Raw genomic sequence first — 26,309 nt, 5'->3', positions numbered from 1 at the left:
CAGGCGGGAATACCCGCCGTCGGGGCCGAATGCCTCAAATACCCAATATGCTAAAATCCACGGGTTTTCCTCTTCGGCCTCAACCTCCAGCATGCCGCTATCCGAGCCCGTGCCCCGTCAGTTGCGACATCGACGCGCAATCCGAGCGGAAGCCTACGAGCGCGGCGACGGCTTGTGGGACATCGAAGCCTGCCTGACCGACCACAAGCCGCGCGATGTCGCGCTTGCGTCGGGCATCCGGCCTCAGGGCCTGCCGATCCACGAACTCTGGCTGCGCGTGACCATCGATCGTGACCTCAATGTCGTCGACGCCGAAGCGTCTTCGGAATGGGTGCCCTATCCCGGTCACTGTCAATCCGCTTCCCCCGCCTATCGGGCCCTCATCGGGCTCAACCTCTTCCGCAATTTCCGCCGCAACGCGAACCGGCTGCTCGCCGGCGTCGCAGGCTGTTCCCATCTCACCGAACTGTGCGCCGTGCTGCCGACGGCCGCGATCCAGGTGTTCGCCGGTGATGTATGGAACGTGCGCGAGGAGGGTGGCGAAGGGCCGGACCATGACGGCGTGCACGCCGAACCGCCTTTCCAGCTCGGCCGCTGCCGCGCGCTGCGATTCGATGGCGAGGTCGTGCGGCAGTACTACCCGCGCTGGTATGGCCCGATTCGGCCGGATCTGCCCGGTGAAGGCAGCACGAAGGAATGAACGGAAATCATTCGAAGAAGCGTCTTAAGCGACATTTCATCCAACTCTCAGACTGAAGGGAATCACGCATGAAGATTCACGAGTACCAGGGTAAGGAAATCCTGCGGAAATTCGGCGTCGCGGTACCGCGCGGCAAGCCGGCGTTCTCGGTGGACGACGCCGTCAAGGTGGCGGAAGAGCTCGGCGGCCCGGTTTGGGTCGTGAAGGCTCAGATTCACGCGGGTGGCCGTGGCAAGGGCGGCGGCGTGAAGGTGGCGAAGTCGATCGAACAGGTGCGCGAATACGCGAACCAGATCCTCGGCATGCAGCTCGTCACGCACCAGACCGGTCCGGAAGGCCAGAAGGTCAACCGCCTGATGATCGAAGAAGGCGCCGACATCAAGCAGGAACTGTATGTCAGCCTCGTCGTCGACCGCATCTCGCAGAAGATCGTGCTGATGGGTTCGAGCGAAGGCGGCATGGACATCGAAGAAGTCGCCGAAAAGCACCCGGAACTGATCCACAAGGTCATCGTCGAGCCGTCGACGGGCCTGCTGGACGCGCAGGCCGACGACCTCGCCGCGAAGATCGGCGTGCCGGCCGCATCGATTCCGCAAGCGCGCGCGATCCTGCAAGGCCTGTACAAGGCATTCTGGGAAACCGACGCTTCGCTGGCTGAAATCAACCCGCTGAACGTCTCCGGCGACGGCAAGGTCACCGCACTCGACGCGAAGTTCAACTTCGACTCGAACGCGCTGTTCCGTCACCCGGAAATCGTTGCGTACCGCGATCTGGACGAAGAAGATCCGGCTGAAATCGAAGCGTCGAAGTTCGATCTCGCGTACATCTCGCTCGACGGCAACATCGGCTGCCTCGTGAACGGCGCAGGCCTCGCGATGGCGACGATGGACACCATCAAGCTGTTCGGCGGCGAACCGGCGAACTTCCTGGACGTCGGCGGCGGTGCGACGACCGAGAAGGTCACGGAAGCGTTCAAGCTGATGCTGAAGAACCCCGACCTGAAGGCGATCCTCGTGAACATCTTCGGCGGCATCATGCGCTGCGACGTGATCGCGGAAGGCGTGATCGCCGGTTCGAAGGCCGTGAACCTGAACGTGCCGCTCGTCGTGCGCATGAAGGGCACGAACGAGGACCTCGGCAAGAAGATGCTGGCCGATTCGGGCCTGCCGATCATCTCGGCCGACAGCATGGAAGAGGCTGCGCAGAAGGTCGTCGCGGCTGCCGCAGGCAAGTAACGCTATCGAATACGCATGGCGGCGCGGCTTGCACGCGACGCCCATCGAACAGAGGTCAAAATACATGTCGATTCTGATCAACAAGGACACGAAGGTCATCACGCAGGGCATTACCGGCAAAACCGGTCAGTTCCATACGCGCGCCTGCCGTGAATACGCAAACGGCCGCGAAGCATTCGTCGCGGGCGTGAACCCGAAGAAGGCCGGCGAAGATTTCGAAGGCATTCCGATCTACGCGAGCGTCAAGGAAGCGAAGGCGGAAACCGGCGCGACCGTGTCGGTCATCTACGTGCCGCCGGCAGGCGCAGCCGCTGCGATCTGGGAAGCGGTCGAAGCCGATCTGGATCTCGCGATCTGCATCACGGAAGGCATTCCCGTGCGCGACATGATCGAAGTGAAGGACCGCATGCGTCGCGAAGGCCGCAAGACGCTGCTGCTCGGGCCGAACTGCCCGGGCACGATCACGCCGGACGAACTGAAGATCGGCATCATGCCGGGTCACATCCACCGCAAGGGCCGCATCGGCGTCGTGTCGCGTTCGGGCACGCTGACGTATGAAGCGGTTGCGCAGCTGACGGCACTGGGCCTCGGCCAGTCGTCGGCAGTCGGTATCGGCGGCGACCCGATCAACGGTCTGAAGCACATCGACGTGATGAAGATGTTCAACGACGATCCGGATACGGATGCGGTCGTGATGATCGGCGAAATCGGCGGTCCGGACGAAGCCAACGCCGCCGAGTGGATCAAGGACAACATGAAGAAGCCGGTCGTCGGCTTCATCGCGGGCGTCACGGCGCCTCCGGGCAAGCGCATGGGCCACGCCGGCGCGCTGATCTCGGGCGGTGCGGATACGGCCGAAGCGAAGCTGGAAATCATGGAAGCGTGCGGCATCACCGTCACGCGCAACCCGTCGGAAATGGGCCGTCTGCTGAAGAAGGCGCTGTAAGTATTTCCATCGGGCTCGTCCTGCAGAAAACGCCGGCTTTGCCGGCGTTTTTTGTTATGCTCCCGCAATGAATTCGTAAGCACCGGGCATGCGTGCTGCATGTGCCGACGATGAACCGGGTCGCCCGCGAGGCGGCCGCTGCCCTTTCCTCACCGCCATGCTCGAATTCCTGACCTCGCTGCACTGGGGCGCCATTCTCCAGATCGTCATCATCGATATCCTGCTCGGCGGCGACAACGCGGTCGTGATCGCGCTTGCATGCCGCAACCTGCCGGCGAACCAGCGGCTGCGCGGGGTCGTCTGGGGCACCGCTGGGGCGATCCTGCTGCGCGTCGCGCTGATCACGTTCGCGGTCGCGCTGCTCGACGTGCCGTTCCTGAAGCTCGGCGGCGGGCTGCTGCTGCTGTGGATCGGCATCAAGCTGATGGCGCCGGCCGCCGACGCGCACGACAACATCAAGCCGGCCGACCGGCTGTGGGATGCCGTGAAGACGATCGTGATCGCCGATGCGGTCATGAGCCTCGACAACGTGATCGCGATCGCCGGCGCGGCCGAGCAAGCCGATCCGTCGCACCGGATCGCGCTCGTGATCTTCGGGCTCGTCGTCAGCGTGCCGATCATCGTGTGGGGCAGCACGCTGGTGCTGAAGCTGCTCGACCGTTTCCCGGTCGTCGTGGCGCTCGGCGCCGGGCTGCTCGGCTGGATCGCGGGCGGGCTGATCGTGAACGACCCGGTCGGCGACCGCTGGCCGGTGCTCGATACGCCGGAAGTGGTTTACGGCGCGAGCATCGTCGGGGCCCTGTTCGTCGTCGCGATCGGTTACGCGCTCAGGAAACGCCGCGACGTGCCGCAGCACTGACTGGCCATCCGGCCGACTGCCGGCTTCGCGGCCCGCTGGCTACGATCGAGACGCCTGCCTTTGTCGGCAGGCGTTTTTCGTTTCCGGAGCCTGCCATGTTCGAAGCCTTTTCCGTTTCCCTGTTCCGTCGCGTTGCCGCCGATCTGCGGCGCGCGAACCGGTCGTCGCCGCGCTGGCGGCTGGCCGGGTTCACGCTGATCGAACTGATGATCGTGCTGGCGATCGTCGGCGTCGTCGCGGCCTATGCGATTCCCGCGTACCAGGATTACCTCGCACGGTCGCGCGTCGGCGAGGGGCTTGCGCTCGCGTCGTCGGCGCGGCTCGCGGTCGCCGACAATGCCGCGAGCGGCGCGAGCCTCGACGGCGGCTACAGCCCGCCGGCCGCGACCCGCAACGTCGAATCGGTTGCGATCGATGGCGCCACCGGCCAGATCACGGTTGCGTTCACCACCCGTGTCGCCGCGGCCGGCACGAATACGCTGGTGCTCGTGCCGTCCGCGCCCGACAAGGCCGATGCGCCCACCGCGCGCGTGCCGCTCAAAAAGGGGGCGATACAGGCGGGCGCGATTGCGTGGGAATGCTTCGCCGCCGGCAAGGACGCGTCGTCGCTGCCGGCGCCCGGCGCCGGGCCGTTGCCCGGTAACGCCGCGACGCTGCCCGCGAAATATGCGCCCGCGGAGTGCCGTGCATAAGGCTGGCGCAGAAGGAGAGCGGCCGCGCATGCGGCCTGCCGGCCGCCGCTTCGGCCGGCCGGGCTGCGGCCCGACGCCGGCACGCGGAGCGACAGCCCCGCACAGAGCGGGGAAAGTTTTGTATAGTGCGCCGGTTGCTGACATCCGGTTCGCTCATGCCTTCTACTTTTTCCCGTTCGTTGTCGCTCGTTGCGCTGGCTGTCGCCCTGATCGTGCCGTACGCGATCACGAATCACACGTATCCGATCCCGACCTTCTATTCGGAGTTTTCCGCGCTGGTGCTGTATCTGCTGGTGGGCGTGTCCGTCGTGCTGCTCGCGCGCACCGGCCGCCCGGCCCAGCGGTTTGCCGCGCCGGCGGCGTTCGCGGCGCCGCTCGGTTTTGCGGCGGTGCTGATCGCGCAGGTCGCGCTGATCCCGCTCAAGGTGCCGTCGATGAACTGGCTGGCGGTCGGCTATCTCGCCGCCGCGCTGGTCGCGATGCAGGCCGGGTATGCGCTGGCGCGCGACGGGATGGCGGAAATCGTGTCGCGGATGATGGCCGGTGCGCTGCTCGTGGGCGGCGTGTTCGCGGTCGGCACCCAGATCGTGCAGCTGTTCCACCTCGAATCGGCCGTCTCGCCGTTCGTCGTGGTGTACAACATCGCGGTCGATCGCCGCCCGTACGGCAACATGGCGCAGGCGAACCACCTGGCCAGCTACATCGCCTTCGCGCTCGCGGGTGCGCTGTATCTGGTGCAGACGCGCCGGCTCGCGGTGTGGGCATGGCTCGCGCTGTCGCTCGTGCTGTCGGTCGGTCTCGCGCTGACGGTGTCGCGCGGGCCGTGGCTGCAGGTCGCGGTGATGGTCGTCGCGGGCTTCTGGATGGCGTGGGTCGAATCGCGCCGCACGCCGGGCAATGCGCGTGCGTGGCTGATACCGGTGGTGCTTGCGGTCGCATTCATCGCGGTGAACGTCGCGGTGCGCTGGGCCAACGTGCACTACCACCTGAATCTCGCGGAGTCGGCAGCCGACCGGATGCGCGATGCCGGGCAGATCGCGCCGCGCCTCGCGCTGTGGAAGTACGGGCTCGCGATGTTCCGCGAGCATCCGCTGCTCGGGGTCGGCTGGGGCGAATTCCCGTCGCATCAGTTTGCGCTCGTGCGCACGCTCGGCGGCGTCGAGATCGCGAACAACTCGCACGACATCTTCATCGACCTGCTCGCGAAGTCCGGTCTCGTCGGGCTCGGCGTGCTCGCCGTCACGCTCGTCATGTGGTTCGTGCGTGCGGTGCGGGCGCCGCAGTCGAGCATGCGCGTGTTCGGCTTCGCGCTGATCGGCATCCTGCTGATGCATGCGCTGGTCGAGTATCCGCAGCAATACATGTTCTTCCTCTTGCCGGCGATGTTCGTGATCGGGCTGCTCGAGGTGAAGCCGCTGCGTATCCTGCCGGGGCGTGCGGCATTCGGGCTGTTCGCGGTGCTGTCGTTCGGCGGCGTGCTGGCGGCGGTGCCCGTGCTGCGCGACTACCAGCGCGCGGAAGTGCTCTATTACGGCAGCAGCCCGGCCGCGCAGTACCGCGATGCGCCGTCGCTGCTGTTCGGCGCGTGGGGCGATTACGGTGCGGCGACGCTGCTCACGATTTCGTCGGACAACCTGCCGCTCAAGCTCGCCGCGCACGAGCGCGCGATCGCGCTGCTGCCCGGCGAGACGGTGCTGCGCCGCTATGCGGTGCTGCAGGCGCTGGCCGGCCGCGAAGCGGACGCGCTCGATACCGTCGCGCGCCTGCATGTGTTTGCGAAGGAATTGAAGGACTGGCCGCAACAGCTGGCCGCGTTGTACAAGCTGTGCGATCAGGAGCCGGCGCTGAAGACGTTCAGGGCGGCCGTCGTCGCGAAGTACGGCGAAGCGCCGGCCGACGAGGGCGACGATTCGGACGACGACGATTCGGATTGACGCGTGTCGTGCACGCCGGAACGGGGAATTCCGGCGTCTACCGCGCCGCGCTGACGGCGGCCGACGTCGGAGCAAGACGGCCGCCCGGCGCATAGCGCGCCAATCCGGTCGGGTATCGATTACGTCGCGGATCGCGCGGATTCCAGCCGAATGGGCGGCGATTCGCGTCAACCATTGTCAAATCGCCGCCGCTGACCGGGCGGCGCGTGCACAATGCGCGAAAGCGCTCGCGTGCCCGCCGGCGCGGCGCGTAGCCGGTGTGAATACGGAGAATGTCCAGGCTATCCGGGCATTCCGCCGAGCAGGATCGCGGTCGAGCATTGCTCGGCCGCGCGGCCGTAACGGGGCGCCGGTCCGATGGCCGCGGCGCGGTGCGACACACGCGATGCGGCCGGCGAAAGGCTGCCGGCGCGCGACGCATGTGCCCAGAACAGTGCTGAAGAACGACATTCGACCATGGCCCTTCGCTCGACCTACCTGATCCTGCCCGCCGTCGCGGTACTGCTTTCCGGCTGCGCGATGCTGTCGTCGTCGCAGGAAAGCAAGCTGACCTGCCATATCCCCCGGGCCGTCTATCCGGATAGCGCGAAACCGCTCACGCGTCCGGTTACCGTGCTCGTGCGCGCGCTGATGACGACGTCCGGCGAAGCGCAGAACGTGACCGTGACGACGAGTAGCCGCAACGCGGCGGCCGATCGCGCGGCCGTCGAGGCGATGACGCACGCGACCTGCGCACAGACTGGCGCGACCGCGAATCCTTTCCTGCTGACGCAACCGTTCGTGTTCGAGCCGCAGCGCGGGCAGTGACGGGCGGGCTGCGCGCCGATGGCCGCACCGTTGCACGCGGCCACCGAAAGTCGATCCGTGCGGCCGCCGAGCCGTGCGCTCGATGTGCGGTGCCGCGGAGCCGGCATCCGAATCGCGACGGCGGTCCGCGGCAATCGCATCGGAACGGTCAGAACTGCCGCTTCTTGAGCGTATAGGCGACCAGCGAATACAGCGTGTTCGTTTGGGCGTTGAAATATCCGCCCTGAGCCGGTTTCTCCCTGCTCGAGTTCCAGGTCTTCCCGCCGTCGCTGCTGACGAACGTGAGATCGAGCGGTGTGCCGTTGCGGCTGGCGTCGGTGGCGTAGACGAGCAGCAATCCGTCCCGGCCGACGCTCAGACTATCGAGCGTCAGTGCGTCGTCAAACGAATGCAACTGGCGCACCTGCTCGGGTTCGCCGTTCGTCCACGTCGAAATGGCGCCGACGCGTTTTCCCTTGTCGGCGGGATTATCGAAATTGCGCGGTTCGCCGAGGCGCGACAGCGCGTAAAGCGCATAGTGATTCGACGCGGTTGGAGACGAGGACAGGTTGACGACGACCTGTTCGGGCAAAACGGCCTCCAGGGCGAACCCGGATTGCTCCCAGCCCAGCCGATAGACGACGCTTCCGGCGGTAGCATGCTCGGATTTCTCGACGTGGTATGCCACGCGCAAGGTACCGTCCGGGCCGAGGTCGATGCCGTCAAAGGTGCGGCGGGGTTTGCCGGCCTCCGCAGCACCCGGTGGCAGTTGGATTTCCCGCCACGATTGACCGCCGTCGGACGTGCGCCACACGTGCGGGCCCCAACCGATCGCATAGCCGCGTTGCGGATCCAGAAAGAGCAGGCGACCGATGTTCCGATCTTCGGGCCACGCGAGCTGTACCCAGTCGCGTCCGCCGTTGGACGACTTCCAGAGCTTGGTCACGTGCGGCGTCAGCCCGTCGGCAGGCTGAGGCGACTTGTAGTCCATCCAGCCGGTGCTGATGAATTCGACCGTCCAGTCCTTGGCGTGCCACCAGGCGGCGGTCTGGCCCACCTGCTTGAAATGGCGCGTCATGTCGCCGTTCACCGGGCCGCGCCAGAATTCGACCGACGTCCGGTTCAGCGTTTCGCGACTGTCGCTCATCCAGGCTTCGGCCGGCTCGGCTTTTTCCTTGTCCTTCCATTCCGCGTACGGTTTGAACGTGATTTCAGGATCGCTGATCTTCAGCGTGATCGCCTCGTTTCCCGATATCACGAAGTCGCCTCCGCCGTAAGGCTTGCTGTTCTTCATGAAAGTGTTGGAAACGACCTGCCAGTCATTCGACATAGATGAGAACCCGACAATCAAGACAATGAGCACGACTGCCGCGCCGAGCGACAGCTTCAGGAATTTTTTCGTCATTTCATTTCGGCATCAGTTTTTCGATTGCCTGTGCAACAGGGTCGATGACATGTTCGTTGACGGCATCACCGGCCTGTTTCGCATATTCGACGGTATTGTCGACGTACTGTTTGCCCACGCCGACACCGCTGTCGAATGCCTGGGAGAATGTCCTGAGATCACCCCATTCCTGGGCGTTGGGTTGCTTCAGGATGTAGTACATATCGACAGGCCCGAGCCCGGCCAGACCGCCGTCGAGATAGGCGAGAGGGTGGGTCTTGAACGCGTACGTCTTGAAGGTGTCGTCATCCAGTTCGAGCGCGTACTGCGGCACGTTCATCTCGCAACCGCCGCTGTTCGGCTTCTTGCCCCTGATCGAAATGGTGTCGCCGCGCATGTTCTGCTGCAAACCCTGTTCCAGATAATGCTGCAGGAACCAGCGTGCGCTCGCAAGCCACGCCTTGCCTTTGTCGCTCAATTGCGGGAGCAGGTATTTGCCGTAATTCGAGCAATAGTAGTAACCGTAGCTGACGTAATATCCCGGCGGCTTATGCCCGCATCCGATATGACGCATCATGAAATTGCCGTGGCGGGACCAGTCGGAATCGGTGCTTTCGGCTTGTATCAGGTTCTCCCGCCGATGCAGCAGTTCACGGGCAACTTTCGTGTCTTTCCACGGATCCCATGACGTCGCGAATTTCTTGACGGTTGCCCAGATACTCGACGTGCTGACTTTTTCGACCGTTTCCCAGTACTCGCCATGCAGCGGCCGGTAGTAGTACGGGCACGTTCCGATAATGGAATCCGCCGCCGGCGTCACATGCTTGTCGCAGATGTTGATCTGTACCTTCGGCCGATCCTGGTATCCCGTCGGGGTGAGCATCGCCGCACCGGTTCCGAGCACCTTGTCCTGTTGTCCGTCAGCCATTCGATTTCCCCAGAAACTTGACGACGACGTCGTGCGGCACGTGGCTCTGCGTGAGCCCTGTCTCGCCTGCCGCGTTGGTGACGCCTTCCGAGATCAGTTGTCCGTTCGAGAACATCTGGTACCGCGTGTTCGCGACCGGGATGTCGGTGCCGGCCCAGTGCGCGATGAACGCCTGGTCGTAGTTGCCGTTGGAGTTCGGCAGCGTCGGCATCGCTTGCGACAGGTGGGTGGGGCCGCTGAACGCATGCTGCGCGCCCTTGATGTCGATCTTGCCGGGCGCATGCACCTCGATGTTGCCGTTCGCGATGCGGATATAGGCGCCGCCGGACGTCAGCAGGATTTCCTTCGCCGCGGCGCCTTCGACCGACTGCGTGACGGCGATCAGCTTCAGCGCCTTCTGCGCGGTCAGCTCGATGTTGTCCGCGTGCGCCTGCACTTCGACCTTGCCCTTGCCGGCGAACAACTTCATCCCCGCGTTTTGCGCGAACAGGCTGATCCGGTCGAGGACACTGGCGACCAGCGATTTCCCGGCGGCGACGTGCGTGCTTTGTCCGCTGACGAGGTTGATCTGCTGGTCCGCGGCAAATTGCGCGGATTGCTGCGTGGACATCCCGATGCCGGCCGGGCTGCCGAACAGCATGACCGGCTCCTTGAACGCATTCGCGCTGCCGGTTCCGCCGCCGGCCGTCCGCCCGCCCGACGTGCCGCCGCTCACGCTGTTCCGCGTCGCATCGGCGAACTGCTTCAGTGCCGAGTGGCCGGGGTCGAGCGACTCGCCCTGATGCTGCGCGCTGACCTGCGACATCGCGTCGATCAGTCCTTCCGCGCGCACGAGCTGCTCCCGCGTCTCGTCGACGTCGAGCGGCTGGCTTGCCGCCTGCTTCGGATGCGTCGTGACGTACAGCCCGCGGTTCGCGCGCACGGCGCCGTAGGCGTCCGAGCGCAGGTCGAAGCCGCTGCCGAGATAGCTGCCGCGGTTGTTGCCCGCGTGGTCGATCAGGTAGCCCAGATGCAGATGTGCGTTGGTCTGGCTGCTGTACAGGTGCACGCGGTTCTGCGACGTCGCGTCGTCTAGTACCAGTTGGTTGTAGCCGGCGCCCGCATATTCCTTTGACCGGTATCCGGACAGGATCCCGTTGCTATGCCATTGCGGACTCGTCGCGCCGTTGTAGACCTTGCCGACGATGATCGGACGATCGCAGTCGCCGCCGACGAAGTCGACCAGCACTTCCTCGCCGCTGCGGTGCGGGTGAACGGCGCCGTAGCCGTTGCCCGAATCGGACGACGTGGCGCGGAGCCAGCACGATGCCCTTTCGTCGCCGTCGTTCAGGCGGTCCCAGTGGAAGCGGACCTTGACCCGGTTGAGCGCGTCCGTGTGGACCTCTTCGCCCTGCGGGGCGACGACGATCGCGGATTGCAGGTGCATCGGCGGCTTCGCATGCTCGAACGGGCTGCGGAACGGCACCGTCGTGCGCTGCGCTTCGATGCGGATCTGATAGAAGCCCTCGGTGCCGTCGGGATGACGCACACGCGACAGCGGAGTATCGCCTGCCTGCACGATGCGGCCGATCTCGGCCTGCAGACTGTGCGGGAAAACGGCCGACTCGTCGGCCACGGGCAGGTTGTTGACGATGACCCACGTCGTCTCGATCACCGCGAATTCGCGTTGACCGGCATCGTCCTTGTCGTGTTCGGGATGATCGGCGAACGCGAACGTGCGTCCCGCGTCCATGCGCCGCACGCCGCCGACACCATGAAAGCGCTTCGCTTGCGATTCCTGTTCTTCCATCCAGATCTTCGACAGATGGTCGCCGCGCGACTGCTCGGGATACGTGTACGCACCCGTGTATTCGTAGACTTCGAGCTGCCCCGGCAGGTCGCCCTGGTTCGCGATCGTCGGCGTGTGGGTGGCCTTCGGATTCGACGCGGTGGGCGGCTGCTTGTAGTCGAACGTGCGCGTGGCGCGCGCGACGCTGCGCAGCGTGCGCGTACCGGTGAACTGGACGAGCGTGTCGGCTTCGTCGCCCGTGCCCGCGTGATGAAAGCGCACGGTTCGCGGCGACAGCGCGGGCAACGCATCGAGCCGATCGACGATGACGAGCCGGTGCGACTTGCCGTCGTTGTCCTGTTCCCAGAAACCGTACAGGCCTTCCGATTCCATCAGGCGATGCACGAAATTCCAGTCGTCCTCGTATTGCATGCAGAACGAGCGCGACGGCAGCGGTCGGGAAAGCTGGAACGTGAAGCGGCCCTGGGCCTGCGGGTGCTGGTTCAACACGTCGGCGATGATGTCGTCGGCCGACCGGTCCTGCCAGATGCGCTGATCGCGGCGGAACTTCAGGAAGTGCAGGAACGATGCAAAGACGATCTGGTAGTGCGTGACGCCGCTGTCCGATCCGAGCCGGCGGACCGCATGCGCATAGCCGTGGTGTGGCGCGTACGATTGGTCGGCCTGCTGGATCCAGAGCGTCACCGGCTGCGCGATCAGTTTCTTGAGTTCGACGTCGTCGGATACCGACACGGTATCGACGGTGAACTCGAAATGGCGCCCGAGCCGCGACCGGCCCGCGACCCGCTGCGGCAACAGGACGTCAGGGCCGAGCGGGGTATCCAGCTTGACGAGGCGCGCGTGCTGGACCGGTCCGGCCAGCAACGCGCTTCTTAACGCTTGCGAATTCATCACCAGGGCTCGCTTTGTTGTGCTGTTTTGCTGGTTCGCACGCTCTCTCGTGCGGAATCCGCTAATTGTATGAGATAAACGGTTTTATCTCGAATTTGCGGGCCGGCTGCGCCCTGGCCGTTCAGCCCGCCGCGTCTTCCGCCTTCCAGTCCCCCGACTTCCCGCCGCGCTTCTCGCGCACGCTCACGTCGGTGATCACCATCCCGCGGTCGACCGCCTTGCACATGTCGTACACGGTCAGCAGCCCGACCTGGACGGCCGTCAGCGCTTCCATCTCGACGCCGGTCCGGCCGAACGTCTCGACCTGCACGACGCAATGCACGCCCGGCAGCGCGTCGTCGAGTTCGAAGTCGACGGCCACGCGCGTCAGCGCGAGCGGGTGGCACAGCGGAATGAGATCGGCCGTGCGCTTCGCGCCCTGGATCGCCGCGATGCGCGCGACGCCGAGCACGTCGCCTTTCTTGGCCTTGCCGTCGCGGATCAGCGCGAACGTGGCCGGCAGCATCCGGATCGTGCCGCGCGCGATCGCGATGCGCCGCGTTTCCTGCTTGTCGCCGACGTCGACCATGTGCGCATGGCCGGCGGCATCGAAATGGGTGAGTCCTGACATGTCTTCCTCTCGTGGAACGGCGTGCGCGCGCACGTCCGTCGATCCGGCTCCGTGATCAGCCGCGCTTCGAATCCCGTACCGGCGCGACGAACCGATCCAACTGCGCAGCGGGCGCCTATCATAGCAGCGGCGTTCGCGTTGCCGGACGCGCAGATGACGCATGCGCGGCACGGGACAGTCGTCGCGGCGCCGGTACAATGACCCGAATATTCAGACCAAACGCCGCGATGCGCGCCGCTCGCGCGGGACGGCGTCGTATTCATCCTGCCATGCGTGTCAAACAGTTGCTTGCCGTGTCGCTGTCGGCCGCGCTTGCGCTGCCGCCGGGCGGCCATGCGCAGAGCGCCTCCGCGCCGCCGCTCGAGCCGGCAGCGGGCGGCGCGACGTCGATATCCACCGTGCCGTCCGGCATCGCGACCGGCGTGTTCGGCACGTACGGCGGCGCGGAGAGCCGGTTCTCGGGCGCGGACGGTGCGTCGGCGCCGGTCGCGAGCCTGCGCGCGCCGCTGCGTGCGCTGGAGCTGCCCGATCTTGGCGACGGCTCCGGCGGCGCGCTGACGCCGCAGGCCGAGCGCCGGCTCGGCGAGCGCGTGATGCGCGAGGTGCGGCGCGATCCCGACTATCTCGACGACTGGCTCGTGCGCGACTACCTGAACGCGATGGCGGCGCGGCTCGCGGCCGCGGCGGCGGCGCGCTACATCGGCGGCTACACGCCCGACTTCGACCTGTTCCCGGTGCGCGATCCGCAGATCAACGCGTTCTCGATGCCGGGCGGCTTCATCGGGATCAACAGCGGGCTGGTGGTGACGACGCAGACGGAGTCGGAGCTCGCATCTGTGGTCGGCCACGAGATGGGGCATGTGCTGCAGCGGCACATCGCGCGGATGATCGGCGCGAGCGAGAAGAGCGGCTACACGGCGCTCGCGACGATGCTGCTCGGCGTGCTGGCCGGCGTGCTCGCGCGCAGCGGCGATCTCGGCAGCGCGATCGCGATGGGCGGGCAGGCGTACGCGGTCGACAACCAGCTGCGCTTCTCGCGTTCGGCCGAGCGCGAGGCCGATCGCGTCGGCTTCCAGTTGCTCGCGGGAGCCGGCTACGACCCGTATGGGATGCCGGGCTTCTTCGAGCGGCTCGATCGCGCGTCGATGGGCGATGCGGGCGTGCCGGCCTACGCGCGCACGCATCCGCTGACCGGCGAGCGGATTGCGGACATGGAGGATCGTGCGCGCCGCGCGCCGTACCGGCAACCGCGCCAGTCGGCCGAATACGGGTTCGTGCGCGCGCGGCTGCGCATCCTGCAGAACCGGGCGCCGACCGACATCTCGGCCGAGGCGCGCCGGATGCAGCTCGAGATCGACGATCGCACCGCGCCGAACGTCGCGGCGAACTGGTACGGCATCGCGCTCGCGAACACGCTGCTCGGCCAGTACGATGCGGCGGACAAGGCGCTCGCATCGGCGCGCGGCGCGTTCGACGAGCGCGAGCGGCGCGACGACGATCCGGCCACCCGTTCGCCGAGCCTCGACGTGCTGGCCGCCGACATCGCCCGCCGCGCGGGCCGGACCGACGACGCGGTACGGCTGTCGGCGCTCGCGCAGCGGCGCTGGCCGGCGTCGCACGCGGCGATCGTCGCGCACCTGCAGGCGCTGATCGCCGCGCGCCGCTTCGCCGACGCGCAGACGCTCGCGCGGGCGCAGGCGAAGGCCGACCCCGAACAGCCGGACTGGTGGGATTACCTCGCGAAGGCGAGCGACGGCAAGGGCGACGTGCTCGCGCGGCGCCGCGCGCTGGCGGAGAAACTGGCGCTCGACGGCGCGTGGCCATCGGCGATCCGGCAACTGAAGGAAGCGCGCGACGCGAAGGACGTGTCGTTCTACGAGCAGTCGATCATCGGCGCGCGGCTGCTGGAATTCGAGGCGCGCTACAAGGAAGAGCGCGACGACGAGAAGAACGGCCGCGGGTAGCGGCCATCGCGCGGCGAACGCGGCCGGTGCCGCCGCGGCTCACTGGTCGCTGTCGGCCGCGTCGCGCGCGCGGCGCGCCGGGCTGGCGACGTAGCCGAACCGTGTCGGTACGTCGGCGCACGCGATGCTGCCGAGCGGCAGCGTACGGCCGTCGCGCCAGCGCAGCACGGGCGGCTCGGCATCGAAATCCGCGTGATCGGCGAACAGCCCGAGGTCGTGATCGTGCAGCGCCGCGATGCGCGCGGGCGTGCCGGCGTCGCGAAACAGCACGCCGCCGCCGTCGTCGAGCCACGCTGCCTCCGGCTTGAACGGGGCGCCCGTCTGGTCGGTGAGCGCAAGCTGCCCGTCATGCTCGGCGAGCCGCACGACCCACGGCGTATAGGCGAGTTCGACGTACACGCGCTGCGGCCCGTTCTGGAAGAACCACTGGCCCTGCGCGTCGCATGCGTAGTTGCGGCCGATGAACGCGTTCAGCGCCGCATGCCGGATCGGCGAGCCGAGCTCGCCGGCCGCCTGCGCGGCGTCGTCGCGCAGCCGCCATGCGCCGCGCCGATCGAGCAGCAGCCAGCCGGTGCAATGCGGCACGTTCGGCCATTTGGCGAGCGCCTGCCTGACGATGTCATCCATGGTCGACGAATTTCGAGCAATAGCCGAACACCCGCGCCGACAGCCAGTCGAGGCGGCCGGGGAACGGCCCGGTCATGAAGCCCGCGTGGCCGCCGTGCGCGGGCTGGTCGAGCTCGACGGCCGGCGACACGTCGGCCGGGCCCGGCAGCGCCGATTCGGGCAGGAACGGGTCGTTGCGGGCGTTGAGGATCAGCGTGGGCACGTCGATCGCGCGCAGCAGCGGGCGCGTCGTCGCCTGGGTCCAGTAGTCGTCCGCGTTCGCGAAACCGTGCAGCGGCGCGGTCACGACTTCGTCGAAGTCGCGCATCGTCACGGCCCGCAGCATCGCGTCGCGGTCGAACAGCCCCGGATACTGTTCGAGTTTCGCGAGCCCCTTGCGTTTGAGCGTCTTCAGGAAGCTGCGCGTGTAGACCATCGCGAAGCCCTGCGACAGCGCGCGGCCGCCGGCATGCACGTCGATCGGCGTCGAGATCGCGGCGGCGGCGCGCACGATCGACGTGTCGCTGCGATGCTCGCCGAGCCAGCGCAGCAGCACGTTGCCGCCCAGCGACACGCCGGCCACGACCAGCGGTCCGCGGTGCTGCGCGGCGAGCCGGCGCAGGATCCAGTCGACCTCGGCGCTGTCGGCGAGATGGTAGAAGCGCGGCTGCCGGTTGATCTCGCCGCTGCAACTGCGGAAGTGCGGGACGACCGCGTGCCAGCCGTGCGCGCGCGCGGTGGCCATCATCGCGAGCGCGTAGTGCGAGCCGGAGCTGCCTTCGAGGCCGTGGAACAGCACGAACAGCGGCGCGTCGGGCGTCGGCGCCGCGCTGTCGAGGTGCGCGACCCAGTCGAGGTCGATGAAGTCATGGTCGGGCGTTTCCCATCGCTCTCGCCGATAACCGACTACCGGCCGCCGCGCGAACAGCGCGGGCACGATGGTTTGCACATGGCTGTTGGGCAGCCAGCGCGGTGCGCGATAGCGCAATGAATCGTCGTCGGGGGCCGGGGGCCCGGTCAGCGGCGAGGTGGGCGGAGAAGCCGTACTCATGATCGCCCCGCTAATGCGTTGCTTCGTTTTTCGTCAGTGCAGCGGACCCTGCCCGTGACGGATCTTCGCGGCGAATTGTCCGGCCGCTCGTTCAGGAATCGGGCTCGCGTGGATGTGCGCGATGCGCCATTCGCCACGTTCGTGGATCATCACGTACGTCGCGAAAACCATGTCGGGTTCGGCCGTCAGGTCGGCCTGCTGATGCGCTTCGGCGATCGTATAGACGACTGTGCCGAGGCTGTCGTACACGCGGATGTCGAGCGGCTCGATCGTGACGGGGCGCGTCGCGAGGCGATTGCCCAGCCCGCTGCGGATCTGGTCGAGGCCGTGCAGATGCTCGCCGTCCGCCCACACGCAGCTGGCGAAATCCTCGTCGATCCACAGCGCCAGCAGCGCGTCGAGATTGGCATCCGCGACGGCCTGGTAGTAGGCGTTCAGCGTATCGGCGGCAGCTTCGAACAGGCGGGCAAAACGTGGCATCGGGGTGGTCTCTCGCGCGCATCGCGCGCCGTATTCAGCACGGCGGCCCGGATCGAGCCGCCGTACACCGGTGAATCGGATTGCCCGGCGCGCCGTGCGACGCTGCCGGTCAGGGTCAGCGCTGCCCGACGAGCATGCCGCGCAAATCGCCGAATACCTGCTCGGGACCGAGTTCGCGCAGGCACTTCAGGTGGCCGAGCGGGCACTCGCGTTCGAAGCAGGGACTGCATTCGAGATGTAACCATTGTACCTTCGCCAGGTCCGACAGCGGAGGGGTATGGCGCGGATCGGTCGATCCGTACAACGCGACGAGCGGCCGGCGCAACGCGGCGGCGACGTGCATCAGCCCCGAATCGTTGGTGACGACCGCGTTCGCGCGCGCGATCAGCGCGCACGCCTCGGACAACGACGTCTGCCCGCACAGGTTGCGCACGTTCGGCGCGTGGTCGGCGATCGCCTGCGCGGCGGCCGAATCCTTCGGCGAGCCGAGCGCGACGATCTGCGTATACGGGAACGACTGGTGGACGATGGTCGCGAGCGACGCGAAGTGCTCGGGCGGCCAGCGCTTGGCCGGGCCGTATTCGGCGCCGGGGCAGAACACGACGAGCGGCTTGCGCGTATCGAGATTGAAACGTGCGGACACGCGCGCCGTCTCGTTCAGGTCGGCGTCCAGGCGCGGCGCGGGCAGCGTCTTCATCGACTCGGGCAGCTTCGCGCCCGGCGCGTACGCGAGCGCCGCGTAGTGGGTCGTCATCGGCGGCCGCTCGCCCGACTTGTCGGGGTTCGCGTGCCGCACGTTCAGCAGCCCGTAGCGGTGCTCGCCCGTATAGCCGATGCGCAGCGGAATGTTCGCGAGCCACGGGATCACCGCGGATTTCAGCGAATTCGGCAGCACGTACGCCGCGTCGTAGCCGACGTCGCGCAGGTCGCTCGCGAGCTGCCAGCGGCGCAGCAGCTGCAGCTTGCCGTGCGCGAGATCGGTCGCGTAGACATCGTGGATCTCGGGCATCCGCTCGAGCACGGGCGCGACCCAGGAGGGTGCGACGGCATCGATCGCGATGCGGGGATGGAGCTTTTTCAGCAGCGCAAAAAGCGGCTGCGCCATCAATGCGTCACCGATCCAGTTCGGTGCGATAACCAGCGCTCGACGCATCAGGTCGACTTCCGATGTCGTAATGAAGCACGGCGCACGGGCGCCGCGTTCGGGTTGCCAGAATGGGGAAGGGCGGCGCGCCGGACTGCCGGCTGCGCCGCCTTGCGGGTCGGCGGGCCGTCAGGCCCGGCCGCCGGGGCTCAGTGGCCCTTGACGACCTCGCCGTCGCGCAGCTTGTAGCGCGTGCCGCAGTACGGGCAGCGCGCCTCGCCGTGCGATACGTCGATGAAGACGCGCGGGTGCGCATTCCAGCGCGTCATGGCCGGGTTCGGGCAGTAGGCGGGAAGATCCTTGGCCGTCAGCTCGACCAGCGGCATTTCCTTGATTTCGCTCATGAGACTTTCTCTTATCACTCTTGTGTGGGGCGGTCGGTGGCGCGGCGCGCTCAGACCTTCGTCAGCCAGTGCGCGTACTTCGCGTTCTTGCCTGACACGATATCGAAAAACGCCGACTGGAGCTTTTCCGTGACGGGGCCGCGCGCGCCGCTGCCGATCGTGCGGTTGTCGAGTTCGCGGATCGGCGTGACCTCGGCGGCCGTGCCGGTGAAGAACGCTTCGTCGGCCGTGTAGACCTCGTCGCGCGTGATGCGCTTCTCGATGACCTCGATGCCGGCGTCCTTCGCGAGCGTGATGACCGTGTCGCGCGTGATGCCGTCGAGGCAGGACGACAGGTCGGGCGTGTACAGCTTGCCGTTGTTCACGAGGAAGAAGTTCTCGCCGGAGCCTTCGGACACGTAGCCGTCGACATCGAGCAGCAGCGCTTCGTCGTAGCCGTCGGCCGTCGCTTCCTGGTTCGCGAGAATCGAGTTCACATACCAGCCGGATGCCTTCGCACGCACCATCGACACGTTCACGTGGTGGCGCGTGAACGACGACGTCTTCACGCGGATGCCCTTCGCGAGGCCGTCCTCGCCGAGGTACGCGCCCCACGGCCACGCGGCGATCGCGACGTGGATCGTATTGCCCTTCGCGGCCACGCCGAGCTTTTCCGAGCCGACCCAGATGATCGGGCGCAGGTAGCACGACTCGAGATGGTTCTCGCGCACGACCGCGAGCTGCGCGGCTTCGAGCGTTTCGCGGTCGAACGGCACGTCCATCTGGAAGATCTTCGCCGAATTCAGCAGACGTTTGGTGTGCTCGCGCAGGCGGAAGATCGCGGTGCCGCCGTCGGCCGTCTTGTACGCGCGCACGCCCTCGAAGACGCCCATGCCGTAGTGCAGCGTATGGGTCAGGACGTGGATCTTGGCGTCGCGCCAGTCGATCAGCTTGCCGTCCATCCAGATCTTGCCGTCGCGGTCGGCCATTGACATAGGATTCTCCTGGAAGCGGTGATGTGCTGCGGGTGATGTGCAGCGTTGAACCGGAAAGACGCTTATTTTAGCGTCATTTGGGGACGATCCGGTCGGGCGGCACGGGGCCGGCGCTATAATCGTCCGGTACCGATTCCAATAACGATGGGTCGCACGGCAGGAGGCGCCGGCGTCCCGACGAACCGCCCGCTGCGGCCCGCTTTCCGATGCTCGCTCGATTGTCCGCCACCGACCGCTTCGCGCTGATCCAGGGCGCGCGCGACTATTCCCCGACACTGATGGCGATCCTGTCCTGGGGGCTCGTCACCGGCATCGCGATGAGCAAGTCCGTGATGACGCTCGGGCAGGCGAGCGCGATGTCGCTGTTCGTCTACGCGGGCTCGTCGCAGCTCGCGGTGCTGCCGCTGCTCGCGGCGAAGCTGCCGATCTGGACCGTGTTGCTCACGGCCGCGATGGTCAACCTGCGCTTCGTGATCTTCAGCGCCGGGCTGGCGCCCCATTTTTCCTACCTGCCGCTGTGGCGGCGCCTCGCGATCGGCTATTTCAACGGCGACGTGATCTATCTGCTGTTCCAGAAACAGGGCTTCGCGTACGGCCGCGTGCCGGGCAAGGAAGCGTATTTCTGGGGGATGGCGCTCGCGAGCTGGGCGTCGTGGCAGGTGTCGTCGCTCGCCGGCATCCTGCTCGCGAGCGTCTTTCCCGCGAGCTGGGGGCTGGAGCTGGCCGGCACGCTCGCGCTGATCCCGATCATGGTGTCGGCGGTCGCGAACCGCTCGACGCTCGCGGCCGTCGCGGTCGCGGGCATCGTGTCGCTGATCGCGTTCGACCTGCCGTACCGGCTCGCGCTCCCGATCGCGGTGCTCGCCGCGCTCGCGGCCGGCTGCGCGGCCGATTTCTTCGTCGAGCGCGCCGACTGGCGGCGCATCCGGACCGAAACCGTGCACGAAAAGGACATCGAATGAGCGCGACCGAGATCTGGATCGTCATCGTCGGGATGACGATCGTCACGGCCGTCACGCGCGCGCTGTTCCTGATCGGCGGCGAGCGCACCGTGCTGCCCGAACGCGCGCAGCGCGCGCTGCGCTACGCGCCGGCCGCCGCGCTGGTCGCCGTCGTGTTGCCCGACGTGCTCGAAACGCCGGCCGGACTGTCGTTCGGGCTGTCCAATCATCCGTTCTACGCGGCGCTCGCCGGCCTCGGCTGGTTTTTGTGGCGGCGCAGCATGCTCGGCACGATCGTCATCGGGATGCTCGTGTTCACCGCACTGCGGCTGATCTTCTGATGCGCCGCCGTTCCGGTCCGATCACTGCCGGCCGGCTGTGCGCCTGTCTTGCTGCGGTGCAGCAATTCGTCCGTTCCGGCGCGCGATCCCAAATAGGCGGAATTCGCCGTCGCACGGGTCAGTCTGCCGGATGGATCGGCTAGAATGCCCGTTCGAGATTTTTTACCCGTGCGCGTCTTGCGAACCGCCAGCCACGGCCGCATCCGGCGCCCTTTCGCGGCAGCCCGCGCACGTCCAGCGTGAACCCCCTTTCCCCATCCACCACTTCAATCTGTTCAACATGAGCCAAGTCAAGCGTCTTACCGACCTGATCGCCGCCGGCCAGCTCGCCGGCAAGCGGGTGTTCATCCGCGCCGACCTGAACGTCCCGCAGGACGACCAGGGCAACATCACCGAGGACACGCGCGTGCGTGCGTCCGTGCCGGCCATCCAGGCCGCGCTCGACGCCGGCGCGGCGGTGATGGTCACGTCGCACCTCGGCCGTCCGACCGAAGGCGAATTCAAGCCGGAAGACTCGCTCGCGCCGGTCGCGAAGCGTCTCGCCGACCTGCTCGGCCGCGACGTGCCGCTCGTCGCGAACTGGGTCGAGAACGGCGTGAACGTCGCGCCGGGCCAGGTCGTGCTGCTCGAGAACTGCCGCGTGAACAAGGGCGAGAAGAAAAATTCGGACGAGCTCGCGCAGAAGATGGCGAAGCTCTGCGACGTGTACGTGAACGACGCGTTCGGCACCGCGCACCGTGCGGAGGCGACCACCCACGGGATCGCGAAGTATGCGCCCGTGGCATGCGCGGGCCCGCTGCTTGCTGCGGAACTCGACGCGCTCGGCAAGGCGCTCGGCAACCCGGCGCGCCCGCTGGTCGCGATCGTCGCCGGTTCGAAGGTGTCGACCAAGCTGACCATCCTGAAGTCGCTGGCCGGCAAGGTCGACCAGCTGATCGTCGGCGGCGGCATCGCGAACACGTTCATGCTCGCGGCCAGCCTGTCGATCGGCAAGTCGCTCGCGGAAGCCGATCTCGTCGCCGAGGCGAAGGCGATCATCGACGAAGCGCGCGAGCGCGGCGCATCGGTGCCGATCCCGACCGACGTCGTCACCGCGAAGGAATTCTCGCCGACGGCCGCGGCCACGGTGAAGCAGGTCGCCGACATCGAAGCGGACGACATGATCCTCGACATCGGCCCCGATACGGCCAAGGCGCTCGCGAGCCAGCTCGAGAAGGCCGGCACGATCGTGTGGAACGGCCCGGTCGGCGTGTTCGAGTTCGACCAGTTCGGCAACGGCACCAAGACGCTCGCCGAAGCGATCGCCAAATCGTCCGCGTTCTCGATCGCGGGCGGCGGCGACACGCTCGCGGCCATCGCGAAGTACGGCATCCACGACCAGGTCAGCTACATCTCGACGGGCGGCGGCGCCTTCCTCGAGTTCCTCGAGGGGAAGAAGCTGCCGGCGGTGGAAGTGCTCGAAACGCGGGCGGCCTGAGCGTGGCGGCGCGCGCAGGGGTGACGAAGGCCGCGCGCTCCGCGAAAGCGGAGCAGCCGGCCGGCGCGGGCAAGCGCACACGCGCGCCCGCGCGGGCGAACACCGCCCCGCGCGCACCGGCGGCCGCCGGCGACGCGGCCGTGCAGCACCACGAGATTCAGAACAAAGCGATGCCGGGCGCCAGCACCGGCACGCCCCCCGGAACGGCGGCCGCTGGGCCTGCCGGTTCCGGCTCTCGCAGCGTTTCACCCAGCGCATCCACCTTGATCCAGATGAGGAGTTTCATGCAGCGCGCCACCAAGATAGTCGCCACGATCGGCCCGGCATCCAGTTCGCCGGAGATTCTGCTGCAGATGATGCAGGCGGGCCTCGACGTCGTGCGGCTCAATTTTTCGCACGGCACGGCCGACGATCACCGCCAGCGCGCCGAAATGGTGCGCGAGGCCGCCCGCAAGGTTGGCCGCGAGATCGCGATCATGGCCGACCTCCAGGGCCCGAAGATCCGCGTCGGCAAGTTCGAGAACGGCAAGACCACGCTCGTGCCGGGGCAGCCGTTCATCCTCGATGCGGGCTGCGAACTCGGCAACGACGAGCGCGTCGGCCTCGACTACAAGGAGCTGCCGCGCGATCTGAAGCCGGGCGACCTGCTGCTGCTGAACGACGGCCTGATCGTGCTGACCGTCGAGCGCGTGCTCGGCGACGAGATCCACACGATCGTCAAGGTGGGCGGCGAGCTGTCGAACAACAAGGGGATCAACCGCCAGGGCGGCGGCCTGTCGGCGCCGGCGCTGACCGCGAAGGACATGGAGGACATCCGCACCGCGATGTCGCTCGGCGCGGACCTCGTCGCGGTGTCGTTCCCGAAGAACGCGACCGACATGGAAATGGCGCGCCAGCTCGCGAACATCGCGGGCGCGCCGTACGGCATCAAGCCGAAGATGATCGCGAAGATCGAACGCGCGGAGGCGATTCCGGCGCTGCAGAGCATCCTCGACGCGTCCGACGGCATCATGGTCGCGCGCGGCGACCTCGCGGTCGAAGTGGGCAACGCGGCCGTGCCGGCGCTGCAGAAGCGGATGATCCGGATGGCGCGCGAGTCGAACAAGCTCGTGATCACCGCGACGCAGATGATGGAATCGATGATCTACGCGCCGGTGCCGACCCGCGCGGAAGTGTCGGACGTCGCGAACGCGGTGCTCGACGGCACCGACGCGGTGATGCTGTCGGCCGAGACGGCTGCCGGCAAGTATCCGGTCGTCACGATCGAGACGATGGCGGCCGTGTGCGTCGAGGCGGAAAAGTCGGAAGAAGTCGAGCTGGACAAGGACTTCCTCGACCGCACGTTCACGCGGATCGACCAGTCGATCGCGATGGGCGCGCTGTTCACCGCGTACCACCTGGGCGCGAAGGCGATCATCGCGCTGACCGAATCGGGCGCGACCGCGCTGTGGATGTCGCGTCACTACACGCACGTGCCGATCTTCGCGCTGACGCCGCGCGTCGGCAGCGAGCGCACGATGGCGCTGTACCGCAACGTGACGCCGCTGCACGTCGACTTCAACAGCGACCGCGATTCGGCGCTGCAGGCCGCGCTCGAGATCGTCGTCAAGCAGGGCTACGTGCAGCACGGCGACATGGTCGTGCTGACCGTCGGCGAGCCGATGGGGCAGGCGGGCGGCACCAACACGCTGAAGATCGTGCGGGTCGGCGAGCATTATTGAGCGCCGGCTGAACCGCATCGCGCCGGCCGGCAGACCGGCGGCCCGGATCGGCTGCAATCGATCCGGCACCGTTTTTTTGCGCACAGGCCGCGCGGGGTCCGAAGCCCCGCGCGGCTTTTTTTCTCCTTTTTGGCCCGATTGTGCCGTGCGAACGTAACAAATTGCGAGCGGGCGCCACCGGGCGGTCGGAATCGGAGGCGCTTCGCGATAAAATGCGGCTATTCGACGCTCAGCCGCGCCGCGCCGTCCCGGTTCAGAGGGGAGTGAGCGCCGCGCCGGCGTCAGGGCGCACCGGTTTTCATTCCAAGGAGTTCCACAATGCCTCTCGTATCAATGCGTCAATTGCTGGACCACGCGGCAGAGCACGGTTACGGCCTGCCGGCCTTCAACGTGAACAACCTGGAGCAGGTCCAGGCGATCATGGCGGCGGCGGATCAGGTCGGCGCGCCCGTGATCATGCAGGCATCGGCCGGCGCGCGTAAGTACGCGGGCGAGCCGTTCCTGCGCCACCTGATCGAAGCAGCGGTCGAATCGTATCCGCACATCCCGGTCGTGATGCACCAGGATCACGGCCAGTCGCCGGCGGTCTGCACGGCCGCGATCCGCAGCGGCTTCACGAGCGTGATGATGGACGGTTCGCTCGAAGCCGACGGCAAGACGGTCGCGTCGTACGAGTACAACGTCGACGTGTCGCGCAAGGTCGTCGAGATGGCGCACTCGATCGGCGTGACGGTCGAAGCCGAACTCGGCGTGCTCGGCTCGCTCGAGACGATGAAGGGCGACAAGGAAGACGGCCACGGCGCGGAAGGCACGATGACCCGCGAGCAGTTGCTGACCGATCCGGAGCAGGCCGCCGACTTCGTGAAGCTCACGCAGTGCGACGCGCTCGCGATCGCGATCGGCACGTCGCACGGCGCGTACAAGTTCTCGAAGAAGCCGACGGGCGACATCCTGTCGATCCAGCGCATCAAGGAAATCCACGCACGCATTCCGAACACGCACCTGGTGATGCACGGTTCGTCGTCGGTGCCGCAGGAACTGCTGGCCGAGATCCGCGAATTCGGCGGCGACATGAAGGAAACCTACGGCGTGCCGGTCGAGGAAATCCAGGAAGGCATCAAGCACGGCGTGCGCAAGATCAACATCGACACCGACCTGCGTCTCGCGATCACCGGCGCGATCCGCCGCTACCTGTTCGAGAACCCGGGCAAGTTCGATCCGCGCGACTACCTGAAGCCCGCGCGCGAAGCCGCGAAGCAGGTGTGCGTCGACCGTTACCTCGCGTTCGGCTGCGAAGGCCAGGCCGGCAAGATCAAGCCGGTGTCGCTCGACAAGATCGCCGAGCAGTACAAGTCGGGCGCGCTCGCACAGGTCGTGCGCTGAGACTGTAGTACGATTGCCCCGCCCGGTTCTGCCGCCGGGCATGGGCTGGCTGCCCGTTCGGCCGGATTTGATCCGGCCCCGGCAGCCGTTCCGTCCGGCCGAACAAGGGCCGGCCGGCAGCCGCCCGGGCGCTGCGCCCGCCGGTTCGCCGACGTATTGCAAGACCGCCGTTCCCGCCTGCCGCGGGGAACGGCGTTTCCCTTTTTGTTTGGCTCCTTATCTGCGAAAAGACGATGTCTACCCTTTACGAATCCACGCTCCGCTCGCTGCCGCTTCTCGGTCGCGGCAAGGTTCGCGATAACTACGCGGTCGGCAACGACAAGCTCCTGATCGTCACGACCGATCGCCTGTCGGCCTTCGACGTGGTGATGGGCGAGCCGATTCCGAACAAGGGCCGCGTGCTGAACCAGATGGCGAACTTCTGGTTCGACAAGCTCGCGCACATCGTGCCGAACCACCTGACGGGCGACGCGCCGGAAGCGGTCGTCGCGGCCGACGAGGTCGAGCAGGTGAAGGGCCGCGGCGTGGTCGTCAAGCGCCTCGAGCCGATCATGATCGAAGCGGTCGTGCGCGGCTACCTGGCCGGCAGCGGCTGGAAGGAATACCAGGCGTCGGGCGCCGTGTGCGGCGTGCAGCTGCCGGAAGGCCTGCAGAACGCGCAGAAGCTGCCCGAGCCGATCTTCACGCCGGCCGCGAAGGCCGAGATGGGCGAGCACGACGAGAACATCACGTTCGAGGAAACCGAGCGCCGCATCGGCACCGAGCTGGCCGCGACGATCCGCGACATCTCGATCCGCCTGTACAAGGAAGCGGCCGACTACGCGGCGACGCGCGGCATCATCATCGCCGACACGAAGTTCGAATTCGGCCTCGACAACCACGGCAAGCTGTATCTGATGGACGAAGTGCTGACCGCCGATTCGTCGCGCTTCTGGCCGGCCGACCAGTACGAAGTCGGCACGAACCCGCCGTCGTTCGACAAGCAGTTCGTGCGCGACTGGCTCGAGGCGCAGCCGTGGGGCAAGACGGCGCCGGCGCCGGCGCTGCCGGCCGACGTCGTCGAGAAGACGGCCGCGAAGTACCAGGAAGCGCTCGAGCGCATCACGGGCCAGTCGCTCGCCTGATCGAG

The 26,309-nt window shown here is 66.9% G+C and carries 25 protein-coding genes; 14 read left to right on the top strand and 11 right to left on the bottom strand.

Going from position 1 to position 26,309, the window contains the following annotated elements; genetic code table 11:
• The first annotated feature begins 91 nt into the window (after positions 1–91).
• From HWX76_RS18110 to HWX76_RS18080, 7 genes are all read left to right on the top strand, one after another.
• Positions 92–700 carry a DUF2889 domain-containing protein gene (locus HWX76_RS18110; RefSeq protein WP_176016122.1) on the top strand — a complete coding sequence of 203 codons (609 nt, stop codon included), beginning with the start codon at positions 92–94 and terminating at the stop codon, positions 698–700.
• A gap of 68 nt (positions 701–768) precedes the next feature.
• On the top strand, positions 769–1,935 hold the full coding sequence (gene sucC, locus HWX76_RS18105) for an ADP-forming succinate--CoA ligase subunit beta (protein WP_124631536.1): 1,167 nt from the start codon (positions 769–771) through the stop codon (positions 1,933–1,935).
• Between the two features lie 64 nt (positions 1,936–1,999).
• A complete protein-coding gene (gene sucD, locus HWX76_RS18100) occupies positions 2,000–2,881 on the top strand; it encodes a succinate--CoA ligase subunit alpha (RefSeq protein ID WP_006477916.1) in 882 nt (293 codons plus the stop codon).
• Between the two features lie 157 nt (positions 2,882–3,038).
• Entirely contained in the window at positions 3,039–3,740 is a 702-nt protein-coding gene (locus tag HWX76_RS18095; protein WP_050014572.1) for a TerC family protein, read from the top strand.
• Between the two features lie 95 nt (positions 3,741–3,835).
• A complete protein-coding gene (locus HWX76_RS18090; RefSeq protein ID WP_050014570.1) occupies positions 3,836–4,432 on the top strand; it encodes a pilin in 597 nt (198 codons plus the stop codon).
• Positions 4,433–4,587: 155 nt separating this feature from the next.
• Positions 4,588–6,366, top strand: a complete 1,779-nt coding sequence (locus HWX76_RS18085; protein WP_176016121.1) for a Wzy polymerase domain-containing protein — start codon at positions 4,588–4,590, stop codon at positions 6,364–6,366.
• Positions 6,367–6,822: 456 nt separating this feature from the next.
• On the top strand, positions 6,823–7,173 hold the full coding sequence (locus HWX76_RS18080) for a TonB family protein (RefSeq protein WP_124556531.1): 351 nt from the start codon (positions 6,823–6,825) through the stop codon (positions 7,171–7,173).
• A 148-nt stretch (positions 7,174–7,321) separates the two neighbouring features.
• Here the strand turns inward: HWX76_RS18080 and HWX76_RS18075 are convergent, their stop codons facing one another.
• The 4 genes from HWX76_RS18075 to moaC form a co-directional block, all read right to left on the bottom strand.
• Positions 7,322–8,482 carry a glycosyl hydrolase gene (locus HWX76_RS18075; protein WP_050014706.1) on the bottom strand — a complete coding sequence of 387 codons (1,161 nt, stop codon included), beginning with the start codon at positions 8,480–8,482 and terminating at the stop codon, positions 7,322–7,324.
• 76 nt (positions 8,483–8,558) lie between these two features.
• Entirely contained in the window at positions 8,559–9,464 is a 906-nt protein-coding gene (locus HWX76_RS18070; RefSeq protein WP_124631538.1) for a hypothetical protein, read from the bottom strand.
• Entirely contained in the window at positions 9,457–12,144 is a 2,688-nt protein-coding gene (locus HWX76_RS18065) for a type VI secretion system Vgr family protein (RefSeq protein WP_176016120.1), read from the bottom strand. Before HWX76_RS18065 ends, HWX76_RS18070 begins: the two co-directional genes overlap by 8 nt.
• Before the next feature lie 121 nt (positions 12,145–12,265).
• On the bottom strand, positions 12,266–12,754 hold the full coding sequence (gene moaC / locus HWX76_RS18060) for a cyclic pyranopterin monophosphate synthase MoaC (protein WP_050014564.1): 489 nt from the start codon (positions 12,752–12,754) through the stop codon (positions 12,266–12,268).
• Between the two features lie 269 nt (positions 12,755–13,023).
• Here moaC and HWX76_RS18055 point away from each other — a divergent pair, with 269 nt between their 5' ends.
• Positions 13,024–14,718 (top strand): M48 family metalloprotease, encoded by a 1,695-nt coding sequence (locus tag HWX76_RS18055; protein WP_176016119.1) that lies wholly within the window; start codon positions 13,024–13,026, stop codon positions 14,716–14,718.
• A gap of 39 nt (positions 14,719–14,757) precedes the next feature.
• Here the strand turns inward: HWX76_RS18055 and HWX76_RS18050 are convergent, their stop codons facing one another.
• The 6 genes from HWX76_RS18050 to HWX76_RS18025 all read right to left on the bottom strand — a co-directional run bounded on the left by HWX76_RS18050 (position 14,758) and on the right by HWX76_RS18025 (position 19,317).
• A complete protein-coding gene (locus tag HWX76_RS18050; protein ID WP_176016118.1) occupies positions 14,758–15,345 on the bottom strand; it encodes a DUF2946 family protein in 588 nt (195 codons plus the stop codon).
• Positions 15,338–16,375: an alpha/beta fold hydrolase gene (locus HWX76_RS18045; protein ID WP_176016117.1), complete on the bottom strand. Its 1,038-nt coding sequence runs from the start codon at positions 16,373–16,375 to the stop codon at positions 15,338–15,340. The genes HWX76_RS18050 and HWX76_RS18045 overlap by 8 nt, the downstream gene beginning before the upstream one ends.
• Before the next feature lie 33 nt (positions 16,376–16,408).
• The gene (locus HWX76_RS18040) at positions 16,409–16,855 is read right to left on the bottom strand and encodes a nuclear transport factor 2 family protein (protein WP_050014558.1); all 447 of its coding nucleotides are present in this window, start codon (positions 16,853–16,855) and stop codon (positions 16,409–16,411) included.
• A 115-nt stretch (positions 16,856–16,970) separates the two neighbouring features.
• Entirely contained in the window at positions 16,971–18,008 is a 1,038-nt protein-coding gene (gene waaF, locus HWX76_RS18035; RefSeq protein WP_050014556.1) for a lipopolysaccharide heptosyltransferase II, read from the bottom strand.
• Positions 18,009–18,148: 140 nt separating this feature from the next.
• Positions 18,149–18,343 carry a zinc-finger domain-containing protein gene (locus HWX76_RS18030; protein WP_006482499.1) on the bottom strand — a complete coding sequence of 65 codons (195 nt, stop codon included), beginning with the start codon at positions 18,341–18,343 and terminating at the stop codon, positions 18,149–18,151.
• Positions 18,344–18,393: 50 nt separating this feature from the next.
• Entirely contained in the window at positions 18,394–19,317 is a 924-nt protein-coding gene (locus HWX76_RS18025; protein ID WP_006477940.1) for a branched-chain amino acid transaminase, read from the bottom strand.
• Positions 19,318–19,523: 206 nt separating this feature from the next.
• Here HWX76_RS18025 and HWX76_RS18020 point away from each other — a divergent pair, with 206 nt between their 5' ends.
• The 3 genes from HWX76_RS18020 (at position 19,524) to HWX76_RS18010 (ending at position 22,076) form a co-directional block, all read left to right on the top strand.
• A complete protein-coding gene (locus HWX76_RS18020; protein WP_050014553.1) occupies positions 19,524–20,279 on the top strand; it encodes an AzlC family ABC transporter permease in 756 nt (251 codons plus the stop codon).
• Entirely contained in the window at positions 20,276–20,599 is a 324-nt protein-coding gene (locus tag HWX76_RS18015; protein ID WP_050014552.1) for an AzlD domain-containing protein, read from the top strand. Before HWX76_RS18020 ends, HWX76_RS18015 begins: the two co-directional genes overlap by 4 nt.
• A 280-nt stretch (positions 20,600–20,879) precedes the next feature.
• Entirely contained in the window at positions 20,880–22,076 is a 1,197-nt protein-coding gene (locus tag HWX76_RS18010; protein WP_176016116.1) for a phosphoglycerate kinase, read from the top strand.
• 157 nt (positions 22,077–22,233) lie between these two features.
• On the opposite strand, the gene HWX76_RS36935 is transcribed toward HWX76_RS18010, so the two are convergent.
• Positions 22,234–22,362: a hypothetical protein gene (locus HWX76_RS36935; RefSeq protein ID WP_256975618.1), complete on the bottom strand. Its 129-nt coding sequence runs from the start codon at positions 22,360–22,362 to the stop codon at positions 22,234–22,236.
• Here HWX76_RS36935 and pyk point away from each other — a divergent pair.
• From pyk to HWX76_RS17995, 3 genes are all read left to right on the top strand, one after another.
• The gene (gene pyk / locus HWX76_RS18005; protein ID WP_050014704.1) at positions 22,361–23,797 is read left to right on the top strand and encodes a pyruvate kinase; all 1,437 of its coding nucleotides are present in this window, start codon (positions 22,361–22,363) and stop codon (positions 23,795–23,797) included. The two genes, HWX76_RS36935 and pyk, sit on opposite strands and share 2 nt — an antisense overlap.
• A gap of 318 nt (positions 23,798–24,115) precedes the next feature.
• A complete protein-coding gene (gene fba / locus HWX76_RS18000; protein ID WP_050014549.1) occupies positions 24,116–25,180 on the top strand; it encodes a class II fructose-bisphosphate aldolase in 1,065 nt (354 codons plus the stop codon).
• A 233-nt stretch (positions 25,181–25,413) separates the two neighbouring features.
• On the top strand, positions 25,414–26,304 hold the full coding sequence (locus HWX76_RS17995) for a phosphoribosylaminoimidazolesuccinocarboxamide synthase (RefSeq protein ID WP_027785305.1): 891 nt from the start codon (positions 25,414–25,416) through the stop codon (positions 26,302–26,304).
• The last annotated feature ends 5 nt before the right edge of the window (positions 26,305–26,309 follow it).

It is taken from the genome of Burkholderia sp. BCC0398 (genome assembly GCF_902833245.1).
In the GTDB taxonomy this organism is placed as follows: domain Bacteria; phylum Pseudomonadota; class Gammaproteobacteria; order Burkholderiales; family Burkholderiaceae; genus Burkholderia; species Burkholderia sola.
This window is presented reverse-complemented; position numbering and strand designations above follow the sequence as displayed.